The 21,037-nt window shown below is 45.1% G+C and carries 18 protein-coding genes; all 18 read right to left on the bottom strand.

The features are described 5' to 3' along the window. Window positions 1-9: 9 nt before the first annotated feature. The 18 genes from PTQ21_RS19530 to PTQ21_RS19445 all read right to left on the bottom strand — a co-directional run bounded on the left by PTQ21_RS19530 (window position 10) and on the right by PTQ21_RS19445 (window position 20,921). Window positions 10-1,290: an aminotransferase class III-fold pyridoxal phosphate-dependent enzyme gene (locus tag PTQ21_RS19530; protein ID WP_274566800.1), complete on the bottom strand. Its 1,281-nt coding sequence runs from the start codon at window positions 1,288-1,290 to the stop codon at window positions 10-12. A 33-nt stretch (window positions 1,291-1,323) separates the two neighbouring features. Further along, window positions 1,324-2,478: a glycosyltransferase family 2 protein gene (locus PTQ21_RS19525; RefSeq protein ID WP_274566799.1), complete on the bottom strand. Its 1,155-nt coding sequence runs from the start codon at window positions 2,476-2,478 to the stop codon at window positions 1,324-1,326. A 353-nt stretch (window positions 2,479-2,831) separates the two neighbouring features. Beyond that, the gene (locus PTQ21_RS19520; protein ID WP_063565199.1) at window positions 2,832-3,398 is read right to left on the bottom strand and encodes a TetR/AcrR family transcriptional regulator; all 567 of its coding nucleotides are present in this window, start codon (window positions 3,396-3,398) and stop codon (window positions 2,832-2,834) included. 223 nt (window positions 3,399-3,621) lie between these two features. Then, a complete protein-coding gene (locus tag PTQ21_RS19515; protein ID WP_274566797.1) occupies window positions 3,622-5,100 on the bottom strand; it encodes an Lsa family ABC-F type ribosomal protection protein in 1,479 nt (492 codons plus the stop codon). Between the two features lie 541 nt (window positions 5,101-5,641). After that, complete coding sequence (locus PTQ21_RS19510; RefSeq protein ID WP_090949684.1) at window positions 5,642-7,342, bottom strand: NAD-dependent malic enzyme; 1,701 nt, start codon at window positions 7,340-7,342, stop codon at window positions 5,642-5,644. A 281-nt stretch (window positions 7,343-7,623) separates the two neighbouring features. Further along, the gene (locus PTQ21_RS19505; RefSeq protein ID WP_063565201.1) at window positions 7,624-8,019 is read right to left on the bottom strand and encodes a VOC family protein; all 396 of its coding nucleotides are present in this window, start codon (window positions 8,017-8,019) and stop codon (window positions 7,624-7,626) included. A gap of 158 nt (window positions 8,020-8,177) precedes the next feature. Beyond that, window positions 8,178-8,561: a hypothetical protein gene (locus PTQ21_RS19500; protein ID WP_274566795.1), complete on the bottom strand. Its 384-nt coding sequence runs from the start codon at window positions 8,559-8,561 to the stop codon at window positions 8,178-8,180. Window positions 8,562-8,755: 194 nt separating this feature from the next. Further along, the gene (locus tag PTQ21_RS19495) at window positions 8,756-9,361 is read right to left on the bottom strand and encodes a pentapeptide repeat-containing protein (protein WP_063565203.1); all 606 of its coding nucleotides are present in this window, start codon (window positions 9,359-9,361) and stop codon (window positions 8,756-8,758) included. Between the two features lie 189 nt (window positions 9,362-9,550). Further along, window positions 9,551-10,021: a hypothetical protein gene (locus PTQ21_RS19490; protein WP_063565204.1), complete on the bottom strand. Its 471-nt coding sequence runs from the start codon at window positions 10,019-10,021 to the stop codon at window positions 9,551-9,553. Then, window positions 10,018-12,075, bottom strand: coding sequence for an alpha/beta hydrolase family protein (locus tag PTQ21_RS19485; RefSeq protein WP_274566794.1), 2,058 nt, complete (start codon window positions 12,073-12,075; stop codon window positions 10,018-10,020). Before PTQ21_RS19485 ends, PTQ21_RS19490 begins: the two co-directional genes overlap by 4 nt. Before the next feature lie 26 nt (window positions 12,076-12,101). Beyond that, window positions 12,102-13,031, bottom strand: a complete 930-nt coding sequence (locus PTQ21_RS19480; RefSeq protein WP_274566793.1) for an ABC transporter permease — start codon at window positions 13,029-13,031, stop codon at window positions 12,102-12,104. Between the two features lie 15 nt (window positions 13,032-13,046). Further along, on the bottom strand, window positions 13,047-13,964 hold the full coding sequence (locus PTQ21_RS19475; protein WP_063565206.1) for an ABC transporter permease: 918 nt from the start codon (window positions 13,962-13,964) through the stop codon (window positions 13,047-13,049). A 99-nt stretch (window positions 13,965-14,063) separates the two neighbouring features. Then, window positions 14,064-15,623: an ABC transporter substrate-binding protein gene (locus PTQ21_RS19470; RefSeq protein ID WP_063565207.1), complete on the bottom strand. Its 1,560-nt coding sequence runs from the start codon at window positions 15,621-15,623 to the stop codon at window positions 14,064-14,066. A 14-nt stretch (window positions 15,624-15,637) separates the two neighbouring features. Further along, window positions 15,638-16,831, bottom strand: a complete 1,194-nt coding sequence (locus PTQ21_RS19465) for a M20 metallopeptidase family protein (protein WP_274566791.1) — start codon at window positions 16,829-16,831, stop codon at window positions 15,638-15,640. Further along, on the bottom strand, window positions 16,831-17,580 hold the full coding sequence (locus PTQ21_RS19460; RefSeq protein WP_079694345.1) for a FadR/GntR family transcriptional regulator: 750 nt from the start codon (window positions 17,578-17,580) through the stop codon (window positions 16,831-16,833). Before PTQ21_RS19460 ends, PTQ21_RS19465 begins: the two co-directional genes overlap by 1 nt. Window positions 17,581-17,870: 290 nt before the next feature. Further along, entirely contained in the window at window positions 17,871-18,962 is a 1,092-nt protein-coding gene (locus tag PTQ21_RS19455) for a Gfo/Idh/MocA family protein (RefSeq protein ID WP_063565210.1), read from the bottom strand. A gap of 12 nt (window positions 18,963-18,974) precedes the next feature. Then, a complete protein-coding gene (locus tag PTQ21_RS19450) occupies window positions 18,975-19,898 on the bottom strand; it encodes an AraC family transcriptional regulator (RefSeq protein ID WP_024634223.1) in 924 nt (307 codons plus the stop codon). Window positions 19,899-19,916: 18 nt separating this feature from the next. Beyond that, a complete protein-coding gene (locus PTQ21_RS19445; protein WP_231952525.1) occupies window positions 19,917-20,921 on the bottom strand; it encodes a Gfo/Idh/MocA family protein in 1,005 nt (334 codons plus the stop codon). Window positions 20,922-21,037 lie beyond the last annotated feature (116 nt).

Below are 21,037 nucleotides of genomic sequence, written 5' to 3'. Positions count from 1 at the left end.
TCGTAAATCTCAATTCGAAAGGTGTTGCTGTTTCAGCATTTCTTTCCAGTCGGAAAGTGTCTGCAAGAGAGCTTCCTCCACCCACAGTAATTCATCCCGGGTATGAGCATCTGAAAAAATAAAGTACCCTTTGGTAAAAATTCCGAAGTGGGCCATTCTTTTGACCATAAACTCACGGAACGGATCGGTATGAAAGTTTTCCTCCGAAATAGAGCTAATGGAGAAGCTCGCATAGGTACCCTTCAACACCAATTGATCGGTTAATCCAAGAAGTACGAGTTCAGCTTCAATCAGATCCATAATTCGAATGGTGGCCTCGCGCCAGGTAGGCCATACTTTAGCGCTTTTCATCAATCGCTCACATGCAATCGCTGCCGCAAGCGCAGTGGTCTCGCTGGAATGCGCATTGCTGAATCTGACCTGTCCTGATAATGACATCAGATGTTCTGGTCCCATTACGGCTGCGAGTGGCAGTCCATTTGCCATGCCTTTGGAAATACAAAGCAGATCCGGCCAGATGTCATACTCCCCAGCTGTAGCTTGCTTGCCCATTCGAATGCCGGAGGTGACTTCATCAAATATGACAATGATATCCAATGACCGACATAAGGATACAACTTGCGCCAACGGCTCACGTTTCCATTCATTTGGACAAAGGACAATGCAGGCGATATCATCGGGAGAGGATTGGATTTGGGCCCCGATACGCTCTGGTGAGGGCTTATCTATCCAGATTGTTGTGCGTTCGATATCCACGGGGATGCCTCGTTCTTTCGTTTCACGGCCATAGTATCCATACGCAGACCAGTCATGCCAGCCATGATAGGCCGTCGCGATGACCCTGCTTTTTCCACTTCCCGCACGAGCCAGACGTACGGCTCCACTGACTGCATCGGCGCCGCTTTTGGTGAAACGTAATGAGGGGTAGCGGCCTTCAAATCGTTCCAAAATCAGTTCAGCGCATTCAAGTTCAATGTCAGCAGGAATAGAATAACTTGTCCCTTTTTTCAGCTGATGGATGACGGTTAGTTGAACTTCATGCCGTGCATGTCCCCATGGCGCCGTACCCATGGCCATTTCACAATCCAGCCATTCATTTCCGTCGATATCTATAAAACGGGAATTGCGTGCCTCTGCGCAGCATACGGGTGTATATCCCGGAAATAATCGTTCTGGTGCTTTGGCTAACGTACTGCATCCGCTCGGAATAACCTTCTCGACATGTTCCAACCACTCCAGATTCCGTGTAAACCTTACGGCACGATCAAGCGTGCTCTCTTTTGATTTCACCTTTGGTTCCTCCCTGTTTACTTGGTTTGTGAGTTAGCGAACTTTGGAGCCTGGCCAGCAGCCATCATATATGCGATCCATAGTGATGACATTGCCATACAGATCAATAATCAGATCTTTAGCCCGATGAGCATGTCTCATCTCGATCCAGTAACGGTTTTCCAGCAACCGGGCGAAATTGTCCACCAGAAACAATAATCGGTTCTCGCTATGAATCAGCTCCTTGCCCAGAACCTGCGGCAGCCAGATCGCTCCATTAGAGTTAAAACGATTCGAATAGTCACGTACCTCAGCAACAGGTGCAATGTCAGCTTCCTCCAGCTTGGTCCAGAACGTATCCGCGTCACTGCGAACTTCTGCAAGATCAATGCCAACGATCGGCAGATGTTGATATTCACTCTGGCTATCCAGCTGTTCTTTCAGATGACCGAATACGAATGGCCAAACATCGGCCTCAATTTCCCCACCCCACTTTTTCCAGAAACGTGCCAGATTGTTTTTCCGGTTAAAGTTGCGATGAATGCCACTGCTCCGTTCCCAGTGATAGGCGAGAATATTCGGATTAATGACCGTATCATATCCGGCTGCCCGTGCTCGCATCTGATAATCAAAATCCTCATATCCGTTAAAGAACTTCTCATCCAGCTCGCCTACCGTTTCATACACTTCTCTCTTCATGCCGAACATGGCGAATACAACAAGCTGAACTGAAAATGTTTCCTTCGGAATGTCTTCAGGCGAAGCGTTCAGAAATAAGTGGCGACCAAATGTATCGGCAAATGCAATACCACAATGCTGCACACCTCCCGTTTGCGGATAGAGCAGAACACCGCCAATCATACCGATCGTAATGTCGCTGTCCATCGTCTCTTTCATCATTGATTGCCAGTTCGGTTGAAGAATCGTATCGGAATCCAGGAAGAAAATATAATCTCCCTCTGCTCGCCGAAGTGCGCTATTGATTGATACAGCGCAACCGAGTGGAAAATCATGCTGAAGAATTTCAATCGTTACACCTTCTTTAACCTCTTGTTTCAGTTTCTCCAAATGCTGTAAGACAGCAGAACCGGAACCATCGTTGATAAAAATGATTTGAGTGGACGGGCTTACTGTCCGTAGCAATGAGTCCGTGAAAAGGTTCAAAATGTTATAGTCCTGGTTAACTGGCACAATAATGGTGTAAAGCATGGAATCCCTCCTGTTGGATATGATGGAATGAGTGCTAAAGCGAGTTGAAACGTTATCGAGTTCAGCGCAGATTATCGACCTCCTTGTCGCAAATTCACTGTCTTAATTTGGTAATGATTTGAATCTACTAGAAATTTATATCATTTTTTGTAAGTTTGAAATCTTAAATTCTGAACTCTGTTAAAATATGAATATGTACCGAAAAGAAAATATGCACCTTTCAATTAGCGCCGATAGCTAGCTCTCCACGCAAAAAAACACCTCCACAGTGAGTCTCGTATCCAATGACACGACTGACTCCACAATGGGGTGTTATATTGCATTATTGTATGTGGTTATAAGGTAGAGCCTACTTATCTGGCCCTAAAGCCATGATAGAACGTATCCACAACCAGCGAAGCTGCTGATTTACGCGCAATGTCACCACTTACAACCTGCTGCCACGTCAGAAAGAGGATAGAATATAGCACATCTACAATCCAGTTTTTATTGACATCCTGACGAAAATAATTCTTTTGCTGCAACAAGCTGACCGCATGCAGTATAGGCTCTCTCAGCTTCAAATCTGCTCCCTCAATCTCAGGGTTATAGTGTATAGCTGCATCATGGGTAAGGAAAAATATTTTATCTCCTAACGGAATAAGCACTTCAATTAATTGAGGAATATATGTTTCACAGTTTTCCTCATCCAGCTGAATGTTTTGCATGGCCTCACTGACCACCTCGATCGCACGCAAGCCCAGATAAACCATTAATTGTTCACGACTCTCCACGTAACGATGAAGGGTCGCAATGCCGATTTTTGCAGAGTCTGCGATATCATTCATGGACGCATTGGGCTTTTCAATCAGCAGTTTGGTTGCTTCGTCCAGGATGGAATTAAGTCTCGTTTGCTTCATCGATGTCATTTCTTTTTTCAACGGGTTTACACCTCTTGGGGAGTTTATTCTATAAATTGATTCAATGATCCATCATTTGATTAGTTGTGACTATAAAATTATAGCATAGTTGCTCATAATTCCGATGTCTGAACACTAACAAACATCACCTATGATTGGTTATGTATTGCAAAGATAGATGTGATGATTAAAAGCCGCCAAGCGGCGGCTCTTAGAATTTATATCTTTTTTCTTTCCCTGTTGCTTATAGCTCGATAATTCTTGTTGCAATATTTGCGCAAAAATCACTGTCATGCTCTACAAACAGAAGGGTTGGGGAGTACTCCAGCAGCAAGTCTTCAATTTGCATGCGAGAGATGACATCTACAAAATTGAGAGGTTCATCCCAAATGTGCAAATGAGCTTGCTCACTGAGACTTTTAGCAATCAGCACTTTCTTTTTTTGGCCAGCGCTATACGTTGAGATATTCTTCTCCAATTGCAACCTAGAAAAATCCAGCTTTCTTAGGATGGATTTAAACAGGCTTTCATCGATTCCCTGCGTGACAGCATAGTCAGATAAATGGCCGCCGAGATTCGAAGTGTCCTGCGACACATACGAGATTTTAAGCTGGTGATCCTTTCGAAAATAACCTGTATAAGGGATATTCTCATCACAAATCAGTTTAAGGATGCTTGATTTCCCCGATCCGTTTTTACCATAAAGCGCAATACGATCCCCTTGTTCAACTGTGAAATTCACGTCCTTACATACCATATTGGAGCCGTATGCAATCGACACATGTTCCAATTCGACAAGTTCTTTTTTGTGAAAATCCAGTTGATGAATCTGTAGACGTTCTGCACTCTCAATATTTTTCAGAAGTTTGGACTTCTCATGAATGGCGGATTGCTGTCTCTGCTCGATATTTTTGGAACGTTTCATCATTTTGGCAGCCTTGTGTCCAATATAGCCTTTATCCACCTTAGAACCGGAATTTCTCGTACCATTTTTGGTTCTTTCCACTTCATGCGACCATCCACCCGTCCGTTTGGCAGAATCGGATAAACGCTTGATGTCCTTTATTAATTTTTCATTATTTGCAAGTTCAAACTGATCTTGCCTTTGTTTATTTTCCCACCAAGCGGAGAAGTTCCCTTTCTGAATCTCGATGTTATTTTTATTAATGGACAGGATGTGGTCTACGCTGTTATCCAAAAAGGATCGATCATGTGACACCAGAATAAATCCACTTTTGCTGCGAAGATAATTACTAACGAGTTTTCTGGCATGAATATCGAGATGATTGGTAGGTTCATCAATGAGCAAAAATCGATTATCCTTCAGAAACAAGGCAGCCAGCATCACCTTCGTTTGTTCTCCGTTAGACAAGGAATCGAAAGGCCGATACAGGATATCTTCCGAAACTTTTAACAGGTTAAGCTCACGCACAAGCTGCCATTGTAAATATTCAGGATAGACATCTTCAATGATATCGAGGGTCATAGCTCCTTTATTCTCAACCTGAAAAGGAAAGTACTCAAAGCTGACATTCGCAGAAATAGTTCCGCTGTATTCATATTTACCAAGCAGCAGTTGGAGGAATGTCGTTTTACCTCTGCCGTTCCTTCCGGTAAAGCCCAATTTCCAATCGGAGTCCAGCTGAAAACTCACATTTTCAAATATATTATCGTAACTGCCATCATAGGCAAAGGTTAGGTTGGTAACGTTGATTAAAGACATAAAGATCATCCTTTTTATGTGAAATATAAAAGTTAACCGACGGGGTATTTACCACGACATGGTCCCTCACTTTATATTTGAACATAATCAGAATTTCTGTCCGCCCTTGAATGAATGACACATTCCTTCTGTCATAGTGATTAGAATATCCTCAAATGAAAAAACGCAAAAAAGCCCCCATTCACCGGTGCTTTTTTGCGTTACATCAACCTGACTATACGATAAAGAAACCTGGCGTCCAAAAATTTAACGCCAAGATGATCTATGCATAGGAGGATAAAGTGCCGGATTCTGATTAGTTATGTTGTGAACCATGTCAGTGTTCATGTTCGTTGACAGGTTCACATAAACATCTACAACCTCTAATTCAGTCATCGCTCTATCCCCCTTTAAAAGCTCCACAATTTAATATCAGAAACTTAACATGGAATACAGCCATGGGTCAAGGCGAGAAATCATGTCGATCCTTTTAAACTCCACCTTACACCCGACCCTCATGGATTTATAGTCACCATGCGCTGTATTCAATTTATTTCAATTTTTAAACGGCCGCATACAGCGGTTTGTACACCGGATGCCACATGGCAGCTTTTACCGCCTCTTCAACGTCTTTCAGCTCTACACGCGCAACGCCATCTTCCACTGCCGCCTTAGCGACCGCCACTGCAACTTTGTACGAAACAGCATGTAGTTCTTTCACTCTGGGCAGAAGTGGAGCACCTGGTGCAGAGGAATCTACCGAATTAGCTACGGCCACTGCAGCTGCGGTGAACATGTTTTTAGTGAATTTAGATGCTTTTGCAACAATCGCTCCCAGACCCAAACCAGGGAACACAAAAGCATTATTCGATTGACCAATTTCATATAAAGTGTCATTAAACATGACAGATTCAAATGGACTGCCTGTTGCAATCAATGCTTTGCCATCCGTCCATTCAATCAGACTTCTTGGTGCTGCTTCGGCAAGTGAGGTCGGGTTGGACATTGGCATAATGATTGGACGTTCCACATGCTTCGCCATTTCTTTGATAACTTGTTCATTAAAGGCACCTGTCACACCAGAAGTGCCGATCAGAATCGTTGGTTTGATCTGTTTCACAGCTTCCAGCAAGCTGACCTGCCCTTGCTCATTCAATGCCCAATCTTCCACTTCCGCAGCTTTACGCACATATGGTTTCTGGAATTCAAATAGGCCTTCCGTCTCATCGGTAAGGATTCCACGGTAATCGAAAGCCCAGAACCGGTTCTCCGCTTCCTCCCTCTTAAGCCCTTCTTCCATCATGGCGTCAAGAATCTGATCCGCGTTACCAATACCAGCGGCCCCTGGTCCAAATACAAGGATACGATGCTCACGAAGTGGCACACCCGTCACTTGAACTCCGGACATAATCGCCGCAAGTGTAACCGCACCCGTTCCCTGAATATCATCATTAAACGTAAGCAGTTCTTCCCCATATTTCTGTATAATATTTCTGGCATTCACGCTGCCCAGGTCTTCCCAATGAAGCAAGATATCCGGGAACCACTTTGTTGTTTCTTTCACAAAGGCTTCGATAAATTGTTCATATTTTTCCCCGCGAATCCGTTCATGACGGTTGCCCACATACAATGGATCATTCAGTAATTTGGGATTATTGGTTCCAACGTCCAGCACAACAGGCAATACGCGGCTTGGGTCAACGCCTACGGCTGCTGTGTATACCGCAAGTTTACCAATGGCAATTTTAATGCCGCCAACGCCCCAGTCTCCGATGCCCAGAATACTTTCCGAGTCGGTCACCACAATCAAATCCACATCTCCAGCATGTAATCCACTGTTGCGGAAAGCTTCTTCCAGTCCATCCATATCATTAATGGATAAATATAAACCACCCGGTCTGTGGTACTGATGGCTGTATTCCTGGATGGCTTGTCCGACCGTAGGTGTATACACAATCGGCAGCATTTCACTAAGGTGATCCTTCATTAGACGGTAGAATAGTACAATATTTCGGTTGAACAAATCACTAAGCATGATGCTTTTCCGCAAATTATCCGATTCATTCTGCAATTGCTGATATACTCGACTCACTTGTTCTTCAATATTTAAAACCATCGGTGGCAAGATGCCATTCAGGTTGAGCTCTCTTCTTTCTTCTTCGTTAAAGGCAGTACCCTTGTTCAACATGGGATTGGACAGAACATCCTTACCTTTCAAAGAGGTTTTTAAGTTTCCATTGGAATCCACAAAAAATGAGTTCATTTACTAATTGCCTTCTTTCATGATGTCTCTTGACGTTACGTCTTTTTAATGTATTTTTAACACTTAATAACTTTTGGTTAGTTATGGTTCTTCCGATGACAATTATAAAATATTTTCTATGGTATGTAAACGAACTCATGAAACTTTCATGAATGAAATTCAATTTCATTTCGATAAATAAAATTTATCACTTTGTCATTTTTCAACAAATTCATTTTATAATCAGATTATCGTAGAATACAAAAAAAGCCACGAAATTTCGTGGCTTCAGTGGATTTAATTTATAGTTTTCCAAATGATGGACGAGGTCCTTTGGTTGGATCTTCCCCTTCAATGAGACAGTATGCTTCAAGTGTGATTCCACCTGGCGCCTGAAGATAAAAGGTGTAGGAACCATGAACAATAGCCGGGCTTTCTACCTGAATTCCATCGTTCTTGAGACGTTGGTTCAAGTTATCCACCTCTTCCTTACTGTCTTGTGGGAACCCTACATGGAAAGTTTCTGGATATTTGATATCCTTGCCATACATTAAGTTTAATAAAAATCCATCGTCGTCGGTCATAGCCGCAAATGCTTTACCTGCATTGACGTAACAGGTTAATCCAAAATATGTTTCGAGAAAATGTTGAACCTCAATAACGTCAGTTACCGTTAAGTTTAAGTGATTAATTTTCATATGAACTGCCTCGATTCTTCTATCAATTTATCTCGAAAATAAAGTATCTAGATTATCAAGATAAATTAATTCTAAACCAGTTCATACTTCTAGTCAATGTAGAACCTGAATCATTTTAATGGAAGTATTTATCCCAACGCTGCGTTCAACAGTCAAATTCACGGAACATAGGCATCCTCTACCTCAACCTTTCGTTCATTTCCGTATACAATGTATCTTACGTGAATGACATTTCCTTTCTGAAATTGGGGAATATGTGTAACCGGGATATATGTCTCTACAATCGTGGGAAAGGTACGGCCGTCAACTTGGGTTACGGTCAAATCCAGTCGCACTCCAGGCCTTCCATCCATACTGGATGAAGTTTGTGTAATATCATGAATAACCGCCTCTGCGGGAATTCCCTCCGTTAAAATACTTTTTCGAAAATGCTGTTTGTGTTTATTGTTACGAAGCAGTTTAAATATCATAACCATAGTGATTGTGCCTGTTATAATCCCAAAACCAATAACAGCAACAATAGTAATTAATGCAGTCGTCATAATGGCCTCCTTTTATTTGAAACTTATGTTTACTATTCCTTGGTTATATCTCTTATTCCTTCAAAATTTGTTTTAAATGGAAATCATTCATGCCAAAAAAGCCACCTTTTTGGTGGCTTCATACAGTTTATGACGTTTTTAAAGTTTTGAAGTTTCTATAATACTGGCCTAAACTGTAGCAGTATATGTTCAACTTAATCTACTTTCGCACCATAAGAGCGTACAAACAGAACAGCTTGTTCGCGATCCAAACGTACGCCTTTAATATCCAATGATTTCAGATCGATTCCTTCCAGATTAGCGCCTCTAAGATCGGCCCCTTGCAGCTTGGCTCTGCTTAAAACTGCTCTTGTGAGATCACAGTCTCTCAGATCCGCTTTGGTAAAATCCGTGTCCGTAAAGTCGGCTTCAAAGAAACGAATTCCTCGCAAATCCTGTTTGCCCAATCGGGTATGTCTCAGATTCGTATAAGACCAATCACCCTGACTTAGTGTAATACCATCCATTTGTGCACCGGAAAAGTCCGATCCCGTCATCTTGCAGGAGGTGAATTTGGAAGCAAATAGATTAGCACCACCAAATAAGCAGTTTTCAAACGCCGATTCTCTATGAATGGAGCCATTCATGGAAGCACCTTTAAAGTCACATTCGATAAAACGGCAGTTGCTTGTCTCGATTTCTTCCATCGAAGCGTTCATAAAGGTACACTGTTTGAAAACACAGCTGATTAGTTCTCCATAACGCAAATCACGTCCCTCAAAATGTACAGCTTCATATTCCTGATCCTTATATTGATACATCACGTACACCCCATCTTGTATGATTATCATGTGTTCACCATTAAAAGAGCTTTTTATAATATACCATACGGATGTCAAGTACCTGCTTAAACGTCTGCAAAAGTCAAGTCACTTTTTTATAGAAAAAGGAGCTGCTTCAAATAAAAAAACCGCGAAAATCGCGGCTTTTGGCTCCATAAATGTGTTTAGCTAGTACTTTAATCGGATATGAACAGGGATACTTAACGATGTGTCTCTGTCCTTGTCTCTCTGGTCTTTACCTTGTTCTTCTTGCACAATCCACTGTCTGCCAACTAACAATTGCAGCAACTCGGTCTCTTGCAAGGTCAAATGAATATCTTTCAGTGTCAGATCTTCCTGGATATAATCCTGATCTGCCTTGAGATCGAACCGGAAATAGAGCAGTCTTTTCAGGGCGTTAATATGCAAAAATTTGAATTCATAAACCCTGCTGCGTATGGCCTCTTCCCAGTTGTCTCCCACTTCAGCTGCTGTGTCCAGTCTCTCCACCAGATCCATCGTTGGTTCCTTGATCTTGGATAACAACGAAGAGAACTCTTTTCTCTGTAAACGATCAATGATTAATTCGCTCGGTTCACCGCTCGTCAGAACATTTTCGACTAGCAGAGCTACAGGAATGGATAACTGAACACGGCTCATGCTCCGCCCTCTCCATCTTTGAGATATTGATTAAACCAGGCATTGACCTGTTCAAAGCTATCCACGCGAAGCGAGGGTTTTCCGCTTTTGAGCAACGTGTGATTGGAGCCTGGATATCGAATCAGTTTGGTCGTTTTTCCATATCGTTTTAACGTAGTATATAACTCCTCCGCCTGTGCGATCGGTGTACGATAATCCTGCTCTCCATGCATAATCAGAAGTGGCGTTTCAATCTTGTGCGCATGAGCAAGGGGAGAACGGGCCCATAAAATGTCTGCATGTTCTGTCGGATTGCCGCCAATTACCCCCTCCACATAGGAGATTCCAATATCACTGGTTCCATACAGGGACAACCAATTGGATATACAACGCTGCGTTACTGCTGCCTTAAATCGAAGGGTATGAGCTACGATCCAGTTAGTCATGACGCCTCCGTAACTGCCTCCACCAATACCAAGACGTGTTTCATCCAGAAAATCATATGTTGCCAGTGCATAGTCCACCGCCTCAAGCAGATCACGACAGTCTCCCCCGGCAAAATCTCCTCGGCAAGCTCTGGCGAATTCCTGCCCGTATCCCATACTTCCCCGGGGATTTACCCATAGAACGGCATATCCCTGTGCAGCAAGTGTCTGCATTTCGTGGCTGAAGATGCCTGTATACATGGCGTGCGGTCCACCATGAATCTGTAATATCATCGGCACTTTCGTGTCCGATTTCTGCATAACCGGCTTCATCAACCAACCTTGAATGGGCCATCCGTCCGACGATGTAAACTCGACACGCTCAGGTACATTGACTTCCAAGCCTGCCAAAAATTCATCGTTTCGCCAGGTGAGTCTGAACACGTCACCACTGTTCATATCCACACGGTACAATTCTCCAGGGTGATCCTCAGTCAATGCGCCAATGACCAGCGTCTTACCATCAGGTGACAGGGTATATTGGTATACATCCTTCTCCCCACTTCCCGTCACGGCTTGGCAATACCCATCCTCGGTGATTTGATACACGTCCACATTTCCACCCTGTGTACCCAGTACATATGCCTTACGTTGCGCATGATGGTCATCCATCAGTGGCGACGGAGATGGGCTTGCCGATTTCATGTCCCCAAGTGCTGCGTTCCCCAACTGCAAATCAACATCAGGTGCCAGCTGCTTTGGAATACCTCCACTACTCGGCACTTCATATAGTCTGTTGTGACTGCCACTTCCGTACTCTCGGTCGCTGGCGATCAGAATCAGTTGCTCTCCGTCGGGTGAATATGCGAACTGGCTCACCTGAAGACTGGAATCCGTTACTCTGCGCTGCTCACCGCTTGCCAGATTCACGTTATGTACATCCGCAAAGTACAACAGATCGGCATCCAGCCCCTCATCCTGTACCTGCTTGGAAATAAAGGAAATAGCCTGACCGTCTGGCGACCATACCGGAGCAGCAACATTCCATGATCCGGTTGTTACCTGTGTAATGGTTCCATTTCCGATCTCATATACAAACAGATGGCTATACAGACCATCCCACCAGCCGGAGCCTTCTGCCTTGGGTGTCGTGCGCTCAAAGACCTTGCCTCTCAGGGGAGTTACTTTAACTTTAGGTGATTCGTTTGTCTTTAATGGTTTTTCTGTCTTTGATGTTTTGTCAGTTATCGCTTCATCTTTGCCTTCCACAACTTTGCTTGTAAATGCAATATATTGCCCATCCGGGGACCAGACAAATTGTAAAAGCTTGCGCTCAGGCGAGATGAGATTTATAGCCTTTGTATCACCTGACGCAAGGGTCCATAAGCCTTTACCCCCACTTTCCAATCGTAAAAAAGCGAGCTGTGTTCCATCTGGTGACCAAGAAGGAGATGAATCCTTTACGCCGTCTGTAAGCGGCTTGTCCCCACTACCATCAAGTGAAACGCCACGAATTTGCGTAATATATTCATTTTTCTGCTGATCAATCGTCTGTTCAACGTATGCCACCTGACCATCTTGATTCATTACAGGCTGGCTAACCCAGCGGTAATGAACTAAGTCCTGTGGCAAGATCGGTTTTTTATTCATGTCCATGGCTCCCTTCTCCGTTCCTCTTATTTCTTGTTTGTATCCGTACGTGGATCAAGTACATCGCGCAGCCAATCTCCCAGGAAAATGACACCAAGAACCGTCAGCGTAATTGCTAGTCCAGGGAAAGTTGCCACCCACCAGCTTGTTGCAACATATTGTCTTCCATCACTGAGCATGCCTCCCCAGGAAATGTCAGGTGGTTTAATGCCCAGGCCCAGGAAACTGAGCGAAGCTTCCATAATAATCGTGGTCCCAACATTCATACCGCAGATCACGATAAAGGAAGATAAAATATTCGGCAGAATGTGTTTTAGAATCAATCTCCCATTCTTGGCACCGATTGATCTGGCAGCGTGTACAAAGTCCCGTTCCTTGATACTCAACACTTCACTGCGGACCACACGGGTGAAAGGCACCCAGTTCGTCACACCGATAACCAAAATCAGCGTCGTAATCCCTGGCCCTACAATAGCCATCACAACGAGCATAAACAGAATCGTAGGGATAGCCATGAATGCATCACCCACGCGCATAATAACCGCATCCAGCCATTTTCCGTAAAATCCGGACAAGAGACCAAGAATAGCACCAATGATTCCGGACACGATGACTGCTCCCATACCTACAATTAATGAAACCCGCGCACCATATACGATTCGGCTCCACATGTCCCTGCCCAGATTATCCGTACCCAGCCAGTATTCAGCCGTTCCCCCATCAAGCCAAGCTGGCGGTTTAAGACGATTGAGAGGATTCACTGCACCAGGATCATGACCCGTTAACAGAGGTGCACATATGGCGATTAACACAACCAACAATACGAGCACAGCGCCAAATATTCCGGTCTTGCTGATGATCAGTTGTCTCCAGATATAGCGAAGTCCTGTTGGTGTACGTACATTCTCTTGTTCCTGTTCTGCACCCGGAATTGGCTTTTCATTGCTGCCTGTCATCGATTGCACCTCCTTCTAATCGTATTTAATGCGTGGATCAAGCAGTCGGTAGGCCACATCTGTCAAAATATTGGTTACAACGACGATAAACGCAATGACAAAAACGGCGGCCTGTACAATCGCCATGTCATGGGTGTTGACTGCAACAACCAGCAACTGACCTAGCCCGGGCCAGGAGAATACCGTCTCCGTAATCAATGTTCCACCAATTAAGCTTGTGAACTGCAAACTCATAATCGTCACGACCGGAATCAATCCGTTGCGAAACGCATGTTTGCCAATCACGACCATCCGGCCAAGCCCTTTGCTCCGTGCTGTACGGATGTAATCCTGACTCAGAATTTCCAGCATGCTGGAGCGAATCAGACGAGTCATTTGTGCAGCAAGCCCTACCCCTAGCGTAAAGGCTGGCAATATCAGATGTGATACTCCGCCGCGGCCGGATACAGGTAAAACTCCCCACATCACGGAAAATAACAAAATGAGCATGATACCCATCCAAAAATTCGGCATAGCTTTACCAATGACCGATATCCCGGAGATGATCAGATCGGTAAACGTATTTCGTTTGACTGCTGAGGCAACTCCAAGCGGTACAGCCATAACAATGGCAAAAAACATCGCTGCAACAGCCAGTTCAAAGCTGGCCGGCAATCGTTCCAGTACAAGCTGTAAAGCCGGTTCTCCATAACGGAAGGATTGACCAAAGTCTCCCTGCAAGGCGCTGCCAAGGAACTTCATATACTGCGTGTATAACGGCTGGTCCAGTCCGAGTGCCTGCGTTAATACAGCGCGGTCTTCTGCAGTAGCTGTTTCGGGCAGCATCAGAGCTACCGGATCACCCGTGACGCGGACCAATATAAATACGATTAACGAAACAATGAACAGAACCGGTATAACCTGCAGTAGTGACTTCAGTACATATTTGCCCATTTCTCTGTCCACCTCCTTTTAAAAAAGAACGACAGGAACGTGGTGCAGTCCCTGCCGTTCTCGGCTTATCGTTGTCATAACAGGTTGTTCTGTCTGAAGTTACTGTGCAGGTGTAATCTCGTCAGCATAGAACATTTCATCACTACGCGGCTTGAAGTTCACACGGCTATCGGTACCATAAACCCCTTCCATCTGGTACAGATACACAGCTGGGCGATCTTCAGCAAGAATTTGCTGTACTTGCTGGTACTCTTTCTCCCTGGAAGCCGGGTCCATGTTGATCAGTGCAGACTGGAGCAATTTCTCCACTTCCGGATTGTTATAGTCCGACTCACCTTTGGCCTCTTCCAACATGTAACGATTGTAGTTATTTGAAGCATCAAAGAGGGAATTACCAATTCCGATCATGAAGATTTCCTTGAATGACTTGGAACTGTAACGTTCACTGAAAGCGCTTGGTTCCAGCACGTCCAGGTTAATTTTGAAGCCCACTTGCTCCAGCATCGCTGCCACGACTTCGGCAGGCTCTTTGTATTGAGAGGATACCGAGATGGTCATCTCCGCTTCACCTTCTGCATAACCTGCTTCCTGCAACAGTTGCTTCGCCTTCTCTTGATCATAAAGCGATGTTTTGTACAACGAAGGATCTGCCCCAAAGTTGCCAGGCGTTACGGATGTGCGAGTCACAATACCTGCACCTCCGGCAATGCTGTCTACAATGCCCTGCTTGTCAATCGCCAGATCAATGGCCTCCCGAACCTTCGGATCAGCTGTGACGCTGCCCTCTGTTTGGCGGAAAATCAACTGAAGTACACGCTGAATCGGTGCTTTGACGATCTTTTTGTCTGCTTCGCCTTCAATGCGAGCAATATCTGTCGACGGTATGGATGCTGCGATATCAACACCACCAGCCAGCAGTTCCGATACACGTGTGGAAGCTTCCGGGATGACACGGAATACAACCTCATTCCATTTCGGTTCACCATCGAAGTAATTTTCATTTTTCACCACTTCAACGCGATCATCTTTTGTCCATTTGCTGAATTTGTATGGACCTGTGCCAACCGGTTGTTTCAGGAATTTATCGAACCCATTGTCCTTAATATATTTTGCTGGCAAGATGCCTGCCCCCATTTTGGACAGACGGTTAAGCAGCAACGGATCTGGTCCGTCTGTAATAATATCTACCGTATGTTCATCGATCGCTTTCACTTCAACAATGTTTTTGAAGTAGCTGTTTTGTTTCAGTGTGCTGTCTTTAGCTACGCGCTCCAGTGTATACTTCACATCTGCTGATGTGAATGGATCACCGTTATGGAAGGTCACGCCTTCACGGAGCTTAAAGCGCCATGTGGTGTCATTCACTTGCTCCCATGAAGTCGCGAGACCTGGAACCTTCTTCTGTTCACTATCATTTTTGATCAGATAATCATATACGTTGACCAGTACTGCTTCACTGGATGTATTATTGTTGTTGTGCGGGTCAAAGCTCTCAATATCCGTAGCAGCTGCGATTGTAAGTGTAGTGCTGGCAACAGTACCGCTGCCAGATTCACTGGATGCCGAATTGCTATCCGTACTCTTACCACCGCAAGCGCTCAGTACCAGTACTACAGCCAATAATGTGATCCACATGCTAGTCCATTGTCTTTTTTTCATTTTCCATGCTCCCCCTAAGAAGTTGTATGTCTTGCCAAATATTCAAGCGCTACGGCGGACAGCATGCCTACACCATAAGGCATGACCGTCTCATCCAGATCGAACATCGGATGGTGAAGCGGGTAACGGGTTCGCTCTTCCTCGTTCCCTGAACCCAATCGGAAGAAAACACCCGGAATCTGTTCACAATAGAATGCGAAATCTTCGCCACCCGTAGATGGCGGAATACTACTCCATCCCTTCGCCCATTCGAGTCCATCAACGGTCTCCGCAAGCAGGTCCACCATGCCCAGATCGTTAACCACAACGGGGTAGCCATCACCATAGATGACTTCATGGTCCGCCCCGAACGAACTGCACACACCACTTACGACCTGTTCAATCAAGGCTGGCATGCGTTCACGAATGGCAGGGGAGAGTGTTCGAACCGTGCCGATCATCTCAACCTCCGGTGCAATGGCGGTTCCCATGTAGCCTCCAGTTATTTTACCGATCGTTACCACAACCGGCTCCAGCGGGTCTACCATACGACTAGCCAGGTTCTGTAGTGCAGTGATGACCTGAGCAGATACGGCAATGGCATCGATACCTTCATGCGGCCTCGCAGCATGTCCACCCTTGCCAAGTACCCGAATCACCAGACGGTCTGCCGAGGCAAACGCCACACCTTTGCTTACCCCGACGGTACCCGTATCTTGTCCCGGAGTCATATGCAATCCTGCAATCGCGTCCACTTTCGGATTCTCAAGTACTCCATCCTGAATCATGGCACGTGCACCTGCCAATCCTTCCTCCGCAGGCTGAAACACAAATTTGATGTTGCCCGCTTTCGGTCGGCCGAGGCTCGTTAGCAGCTCCGCCGCTCCCATCAGAATGGTTGTATGTGCATCATGCCCGCACAGATGCGCCTTGCCTTCTACTTGCGAACTGTACTCAGCCGACTTCTGATCTTGTATAGGCAATGCGTCCATATCTGCCCGAAGTGCAAAAGTGGGGCCCTCTGTCTCTCCTCTCAACAAGCCTACAACTCCGGTTTTTCCGACATTACGCGTCACTTCAAGACCCAGACTTTCCAAGTGTTTGGCTACGATCTCTGACGTTCTGAATTCTTCATAGCCGATTTCCGGATGGCGATGGAAATCTCTCCGCCAGGCAATGAGTTGGGGCTGCAATGCTTGTGCACGTTGATATAGTTGTGATTGGTCCATTAGTTCTCATTCCCTTCTTTGTCATCCGATTCTGATACCAGTCGGGCATAGATCGCATCAGCCGAGAATTCGATGTGTCTTTTCATGGTCTCCCGGGACTTGATGCTGTCATGTGCTTTCAGTGCTTCAAGAATCTCCATATGTATCCCATGATTGACGGAGCGGATTCGGTCATCATATGGCATTAGGTCCAATGCCGGATTAATTTTTGTTCGGATCTGTCTCACGGCCGCCTCGCAGTATGGATTCCCGGATGCCTTGGCAATGGTTAGATGGAACTTCACATCCAGAGCCCGAAACCATTCCCTTGTACAATGAGGTTCAATGCTTTGCTCCATATAAGCTTCCAGCAGCTCCAGCTCGCCTGCGGTAATCCGCTCAGCAGCCAGAAAAGCCGCTTCCGGCTCAATAATGGTCCGGTATTCAAACACTTTCAGCATCTGTTCCCAATCCCGTTTAATTTCTTCTCTTGTGCGTTTATGAGAATTGGCTGTCAGAGGCAAGACAAACGTTCCACCCTTAGCCCCCACGCGCTTCTCTATCAGACCTTTGTCTTCCAACGTAGATAAAGCCTCACGTACCGTAATGCGACTTGCATTAAAAATCTCGGCCAGTTCTCGTTCCGAAGGAAGCTGTTCTTCACTCATTAATTCTTTGAGTATGATGGCTTCTTCCAGTTGTTCTCTAATAAATTCACTGACCTTTTTGGTAGATACTTTTTCAAAACGAAATGAAAACGTACTGGACATGCAAACACTCCGATCTGTAAATGGTCTAGACCTTATACCATTAATATAATTCCGACTAAACAGATATGCAATACTTTTTTTGAATATATTTAAAAATAGTTTTCAACTCGACCCGTTTTCCAAATAAAAAAGATGCATCTGCATTAGACAGAAACATCTTTTTAATTTGGATTGTTCTCTCTATATACGTACAGAAGTAAGGCACGGTATAGACAAATGGATAGCGTATAAAAGAACAAAAACCTTTATCCTCCTGATGAGGATAAAGGTTTCTGGAATGTATTTTAGGCTTAATTGGATTCGTTCATGTAAACGGCTTTACCTGTACGAGCGGACTCATAGAGTGCCTCCAGGATCTGTGAAACCACCAAAGCCTGTTTAGGAGTTACAACCGGCTCCAGATCTTTATCGATCGCTTCAATCCATTTTCTCATCTCTACATCCGGTGCACTTTCACTTTTTCCATCGTAGAAAGCGACCCCGCCTGCACTCAGTTCAATTTCGTTGGTATACAAACGGCTGAATTTCTCTCCATTGATGCGCAGGCCATTCTTCATATCCGCGCCCGCTTCGCTTCCGCTCAAGCTGCATTTCGCTTCATCCACGTCCAGTGAATTGAGCGCCCAGCTGGATTCCAACATGATCGTCGCGCCATTCTCCATTACAATCATACCAAAAGCGGAATCTTCAACCGAGAATTTTTTCGGGTCCCACGGGCCCCATGCATTCGCTGCATTTTCTCTTTGTGAAAGCTCGTGATGAGTTGTGCCCAGAACAACCTTTGGTTGATAGTTATCCATCATCCACAGCGTCAGGTCAAGTGCATGTGTACCGATGTCAATCAACGGTCCGCCACCTTGTTTCTCCTCATCAAGGAAAACACCCCAAGTAGGTACCGCTCTTCTTCTGATCGCATGTGCTTTGGCAAAGTAAATCGAACCCAGTTCGCCAGCTTCACACAGCTGCTTCAGGTACAAGCTGTCTTCTCTGAAACGGTTATTGTATCCGATGGTCAGTTTTTTACCAGTACGCTCGGCTGCTTCAAGCATTTTTTGCGCTTCAGCAGATGTCTTGGCCATTGGTTTTTCACACATGACGTGTTTTCCGGCTTCAAGTGCAGCAATAGAAATCTCTGCGTGAGAGATATTTGGCGTAAGAACATGAACAATATCAATCGTTTCATCCTGAAGTAATTCTTGATAATCCGTGTATACCTGTGCTTCGGAACTACCATACTTTTCTTTGGCTTCTTCTGCACGTTCCTGAACGATATCACAGAAAGCAACCAGTTCTACATTATCAAGCTTGCTCAAACTTGGCAGATGTTTGCCGTTTGCAATCCCGCCACAGCCAATAATCCCTACACGATACGTTTTACTCATATCTAATCACCCTCACTTTTGGTTTGGTTGTTTCATTTTACGGAAAGCCGATGGGGTCATCCCCAGACGCTTTCGAAAAACAGCATGTAAATAATTAGCATTGGTAAACCCTGAAGCCAGGGCAATTTGTTCGATGGAAACATGACTTTCTTCCAGATTGCGGCACACCGCGCGCAGGCGGATATCCTCCAACACACGGCTGAAAGGCATTTCCGGCTGAACCTGATAAAAGATTCGTTGCAGTTGTCTGCTGCTAATATGTAGCTTCTCCGCTACATTCTCCAGCGTTACTGCTGAGGGATGATTTGCCTCCATATACTGAATGGCATAATCGTACCTGTACACAGACATGTCTCGCACAGGAGCCTCCGCCCGATTCCCCCCGATATCGTAGGCTCGGACGGTCTTCAGCAGAATACTGATCACCTGCTGCTTAATGGACGTGTAATATCCAATTAGTTTACGGTCACAAGCCTCATAAGCTTCCAGGAAACAGTTCATGGCGCGATGATAATCATGTACCGGAGCAAGAGGAAGTGTTCTAAGCTTTTCGATCGTTTCCTCTGACTCTGCTGCCTCCCACGGATCTACACCCTCTCTGGGATGTTCAATGATATCCACATGCAGGCATAGTTCATCCATGGCCTCTTGGGAATCCGCCTCCTGATAATGAACAAGACCCGGACCCGTTAAATACAGCATGCCTTCAGAGAGCGGATGCATCTCATCCCCCAGAATGACTTTTCCTTTCCCTCTCGGGATGAAATGTAACTCGAATTCCGCATGGTTATGAAAATCAACGATTCTGCCTGCTGGAAAAGAAGTCAGATGAAATCGCAGAACTCGTATCTCGTAGTGTCCCCACAGGATCGAGACATCCAATCTTTCCAGGATATCCTGTCGTTCAAGCATCTTCTCAAAAGGATATCGGCTCAATGCGGCACCTCCCAAACCCTATCCCTGTAACTCCTTCAAGGAGATTTTGCGCCCTTCCTTCGCAGAAAGGTTGGCAGCCTCCATCAGGCGAGTCAATTGAGTAGCCGTCTGCAAATTCTCGGTAGCAATCGTATCATTCTGAATATGGGATACCCACTGGCTGAATGCGCTTTCTCTTCTGTCCAGCAAAGGAATCTCTGTCCATTCCTTCTGTTGATCTGAACCAACATTCGTGCGGATTAGCAGCTTATCCTCTGGTGTTCCGTATAAAAGTGTGCCTTCCGTACCATGAACCTCTATCGCAAACGGCGAATGACTGTTCACAAACCCAGCCTCGACTACACCGATTGCTCCGGAATCCGTAAATAACGTAGCAACCGCGTTATCTTCCACTTCTTTTCCAGTAACATATCCGAAATTAGCATTAACCCCAGTCACTTCTTGACCTAGGAACAGATTCGTCAGATACATCGGATGACAACCGAGGTCAATTAATGCCCCGCCCTGACAATCTTCCAGATGATAAAAATGCTCAGGCAGCCAATTGCCAATCGCACCGTTATGCGATAAACGCACACGAACATAAGTCACCTTACCAAGTAGTCCTTGGTTCAGAACATCTTGAATAGTTAATGTATATCCATCGTTCAAACGCGGTAAAGATACCGTCATTTTCACTCCGTTATCCTGTACATCCGAAATGATCGTATTTACTTCTTTAATCGTTGAAGCGATAACTTTTTCTGTGAAAATGTGTTTGCCCGCTTTCGCAGCAGCAGTGATCACATCTTCGTGAAGACGTGTCGGTGCATCCACAATGACGGCATCGATGTTGTCCTGTGCCAGCATATCTTCCAGAGAAGCATAGAATGGCACGTTCAAACGTTCAGCAGCTTCCTGTCCGCGCTCGGCATCTTCATCCCATACAGCAGCCATCACCGTATCTTCGTGCTCCTGAGCCTGTTTAATATAATCCCAGGCATGTACGTGCCATAAGCTTATTTTACCTATTCGAATGGTCACTATGATTAACCTCCATACTATATGATATTCTGACATCTAACTATAAATTAACACAGACCTGATCTAATTTTAATAGGAACTTACGACAATAACTATATAAAATTACGACATGAATT

The organism is Paenibacillus marchantiae, from assembly GCF_028771845.1.
Classification (GTDB): domain Bacteria; phylum Bacillota; class Bacilli; order Paenibacillales; family Paenibacillaceae; genus Paenibacillus; species Paenibacillus marchantiae.
Note: the sequence above shows the minus strand (reverse complement) of the source record. Positions and strands in the feature narration are given on the sequence as shown.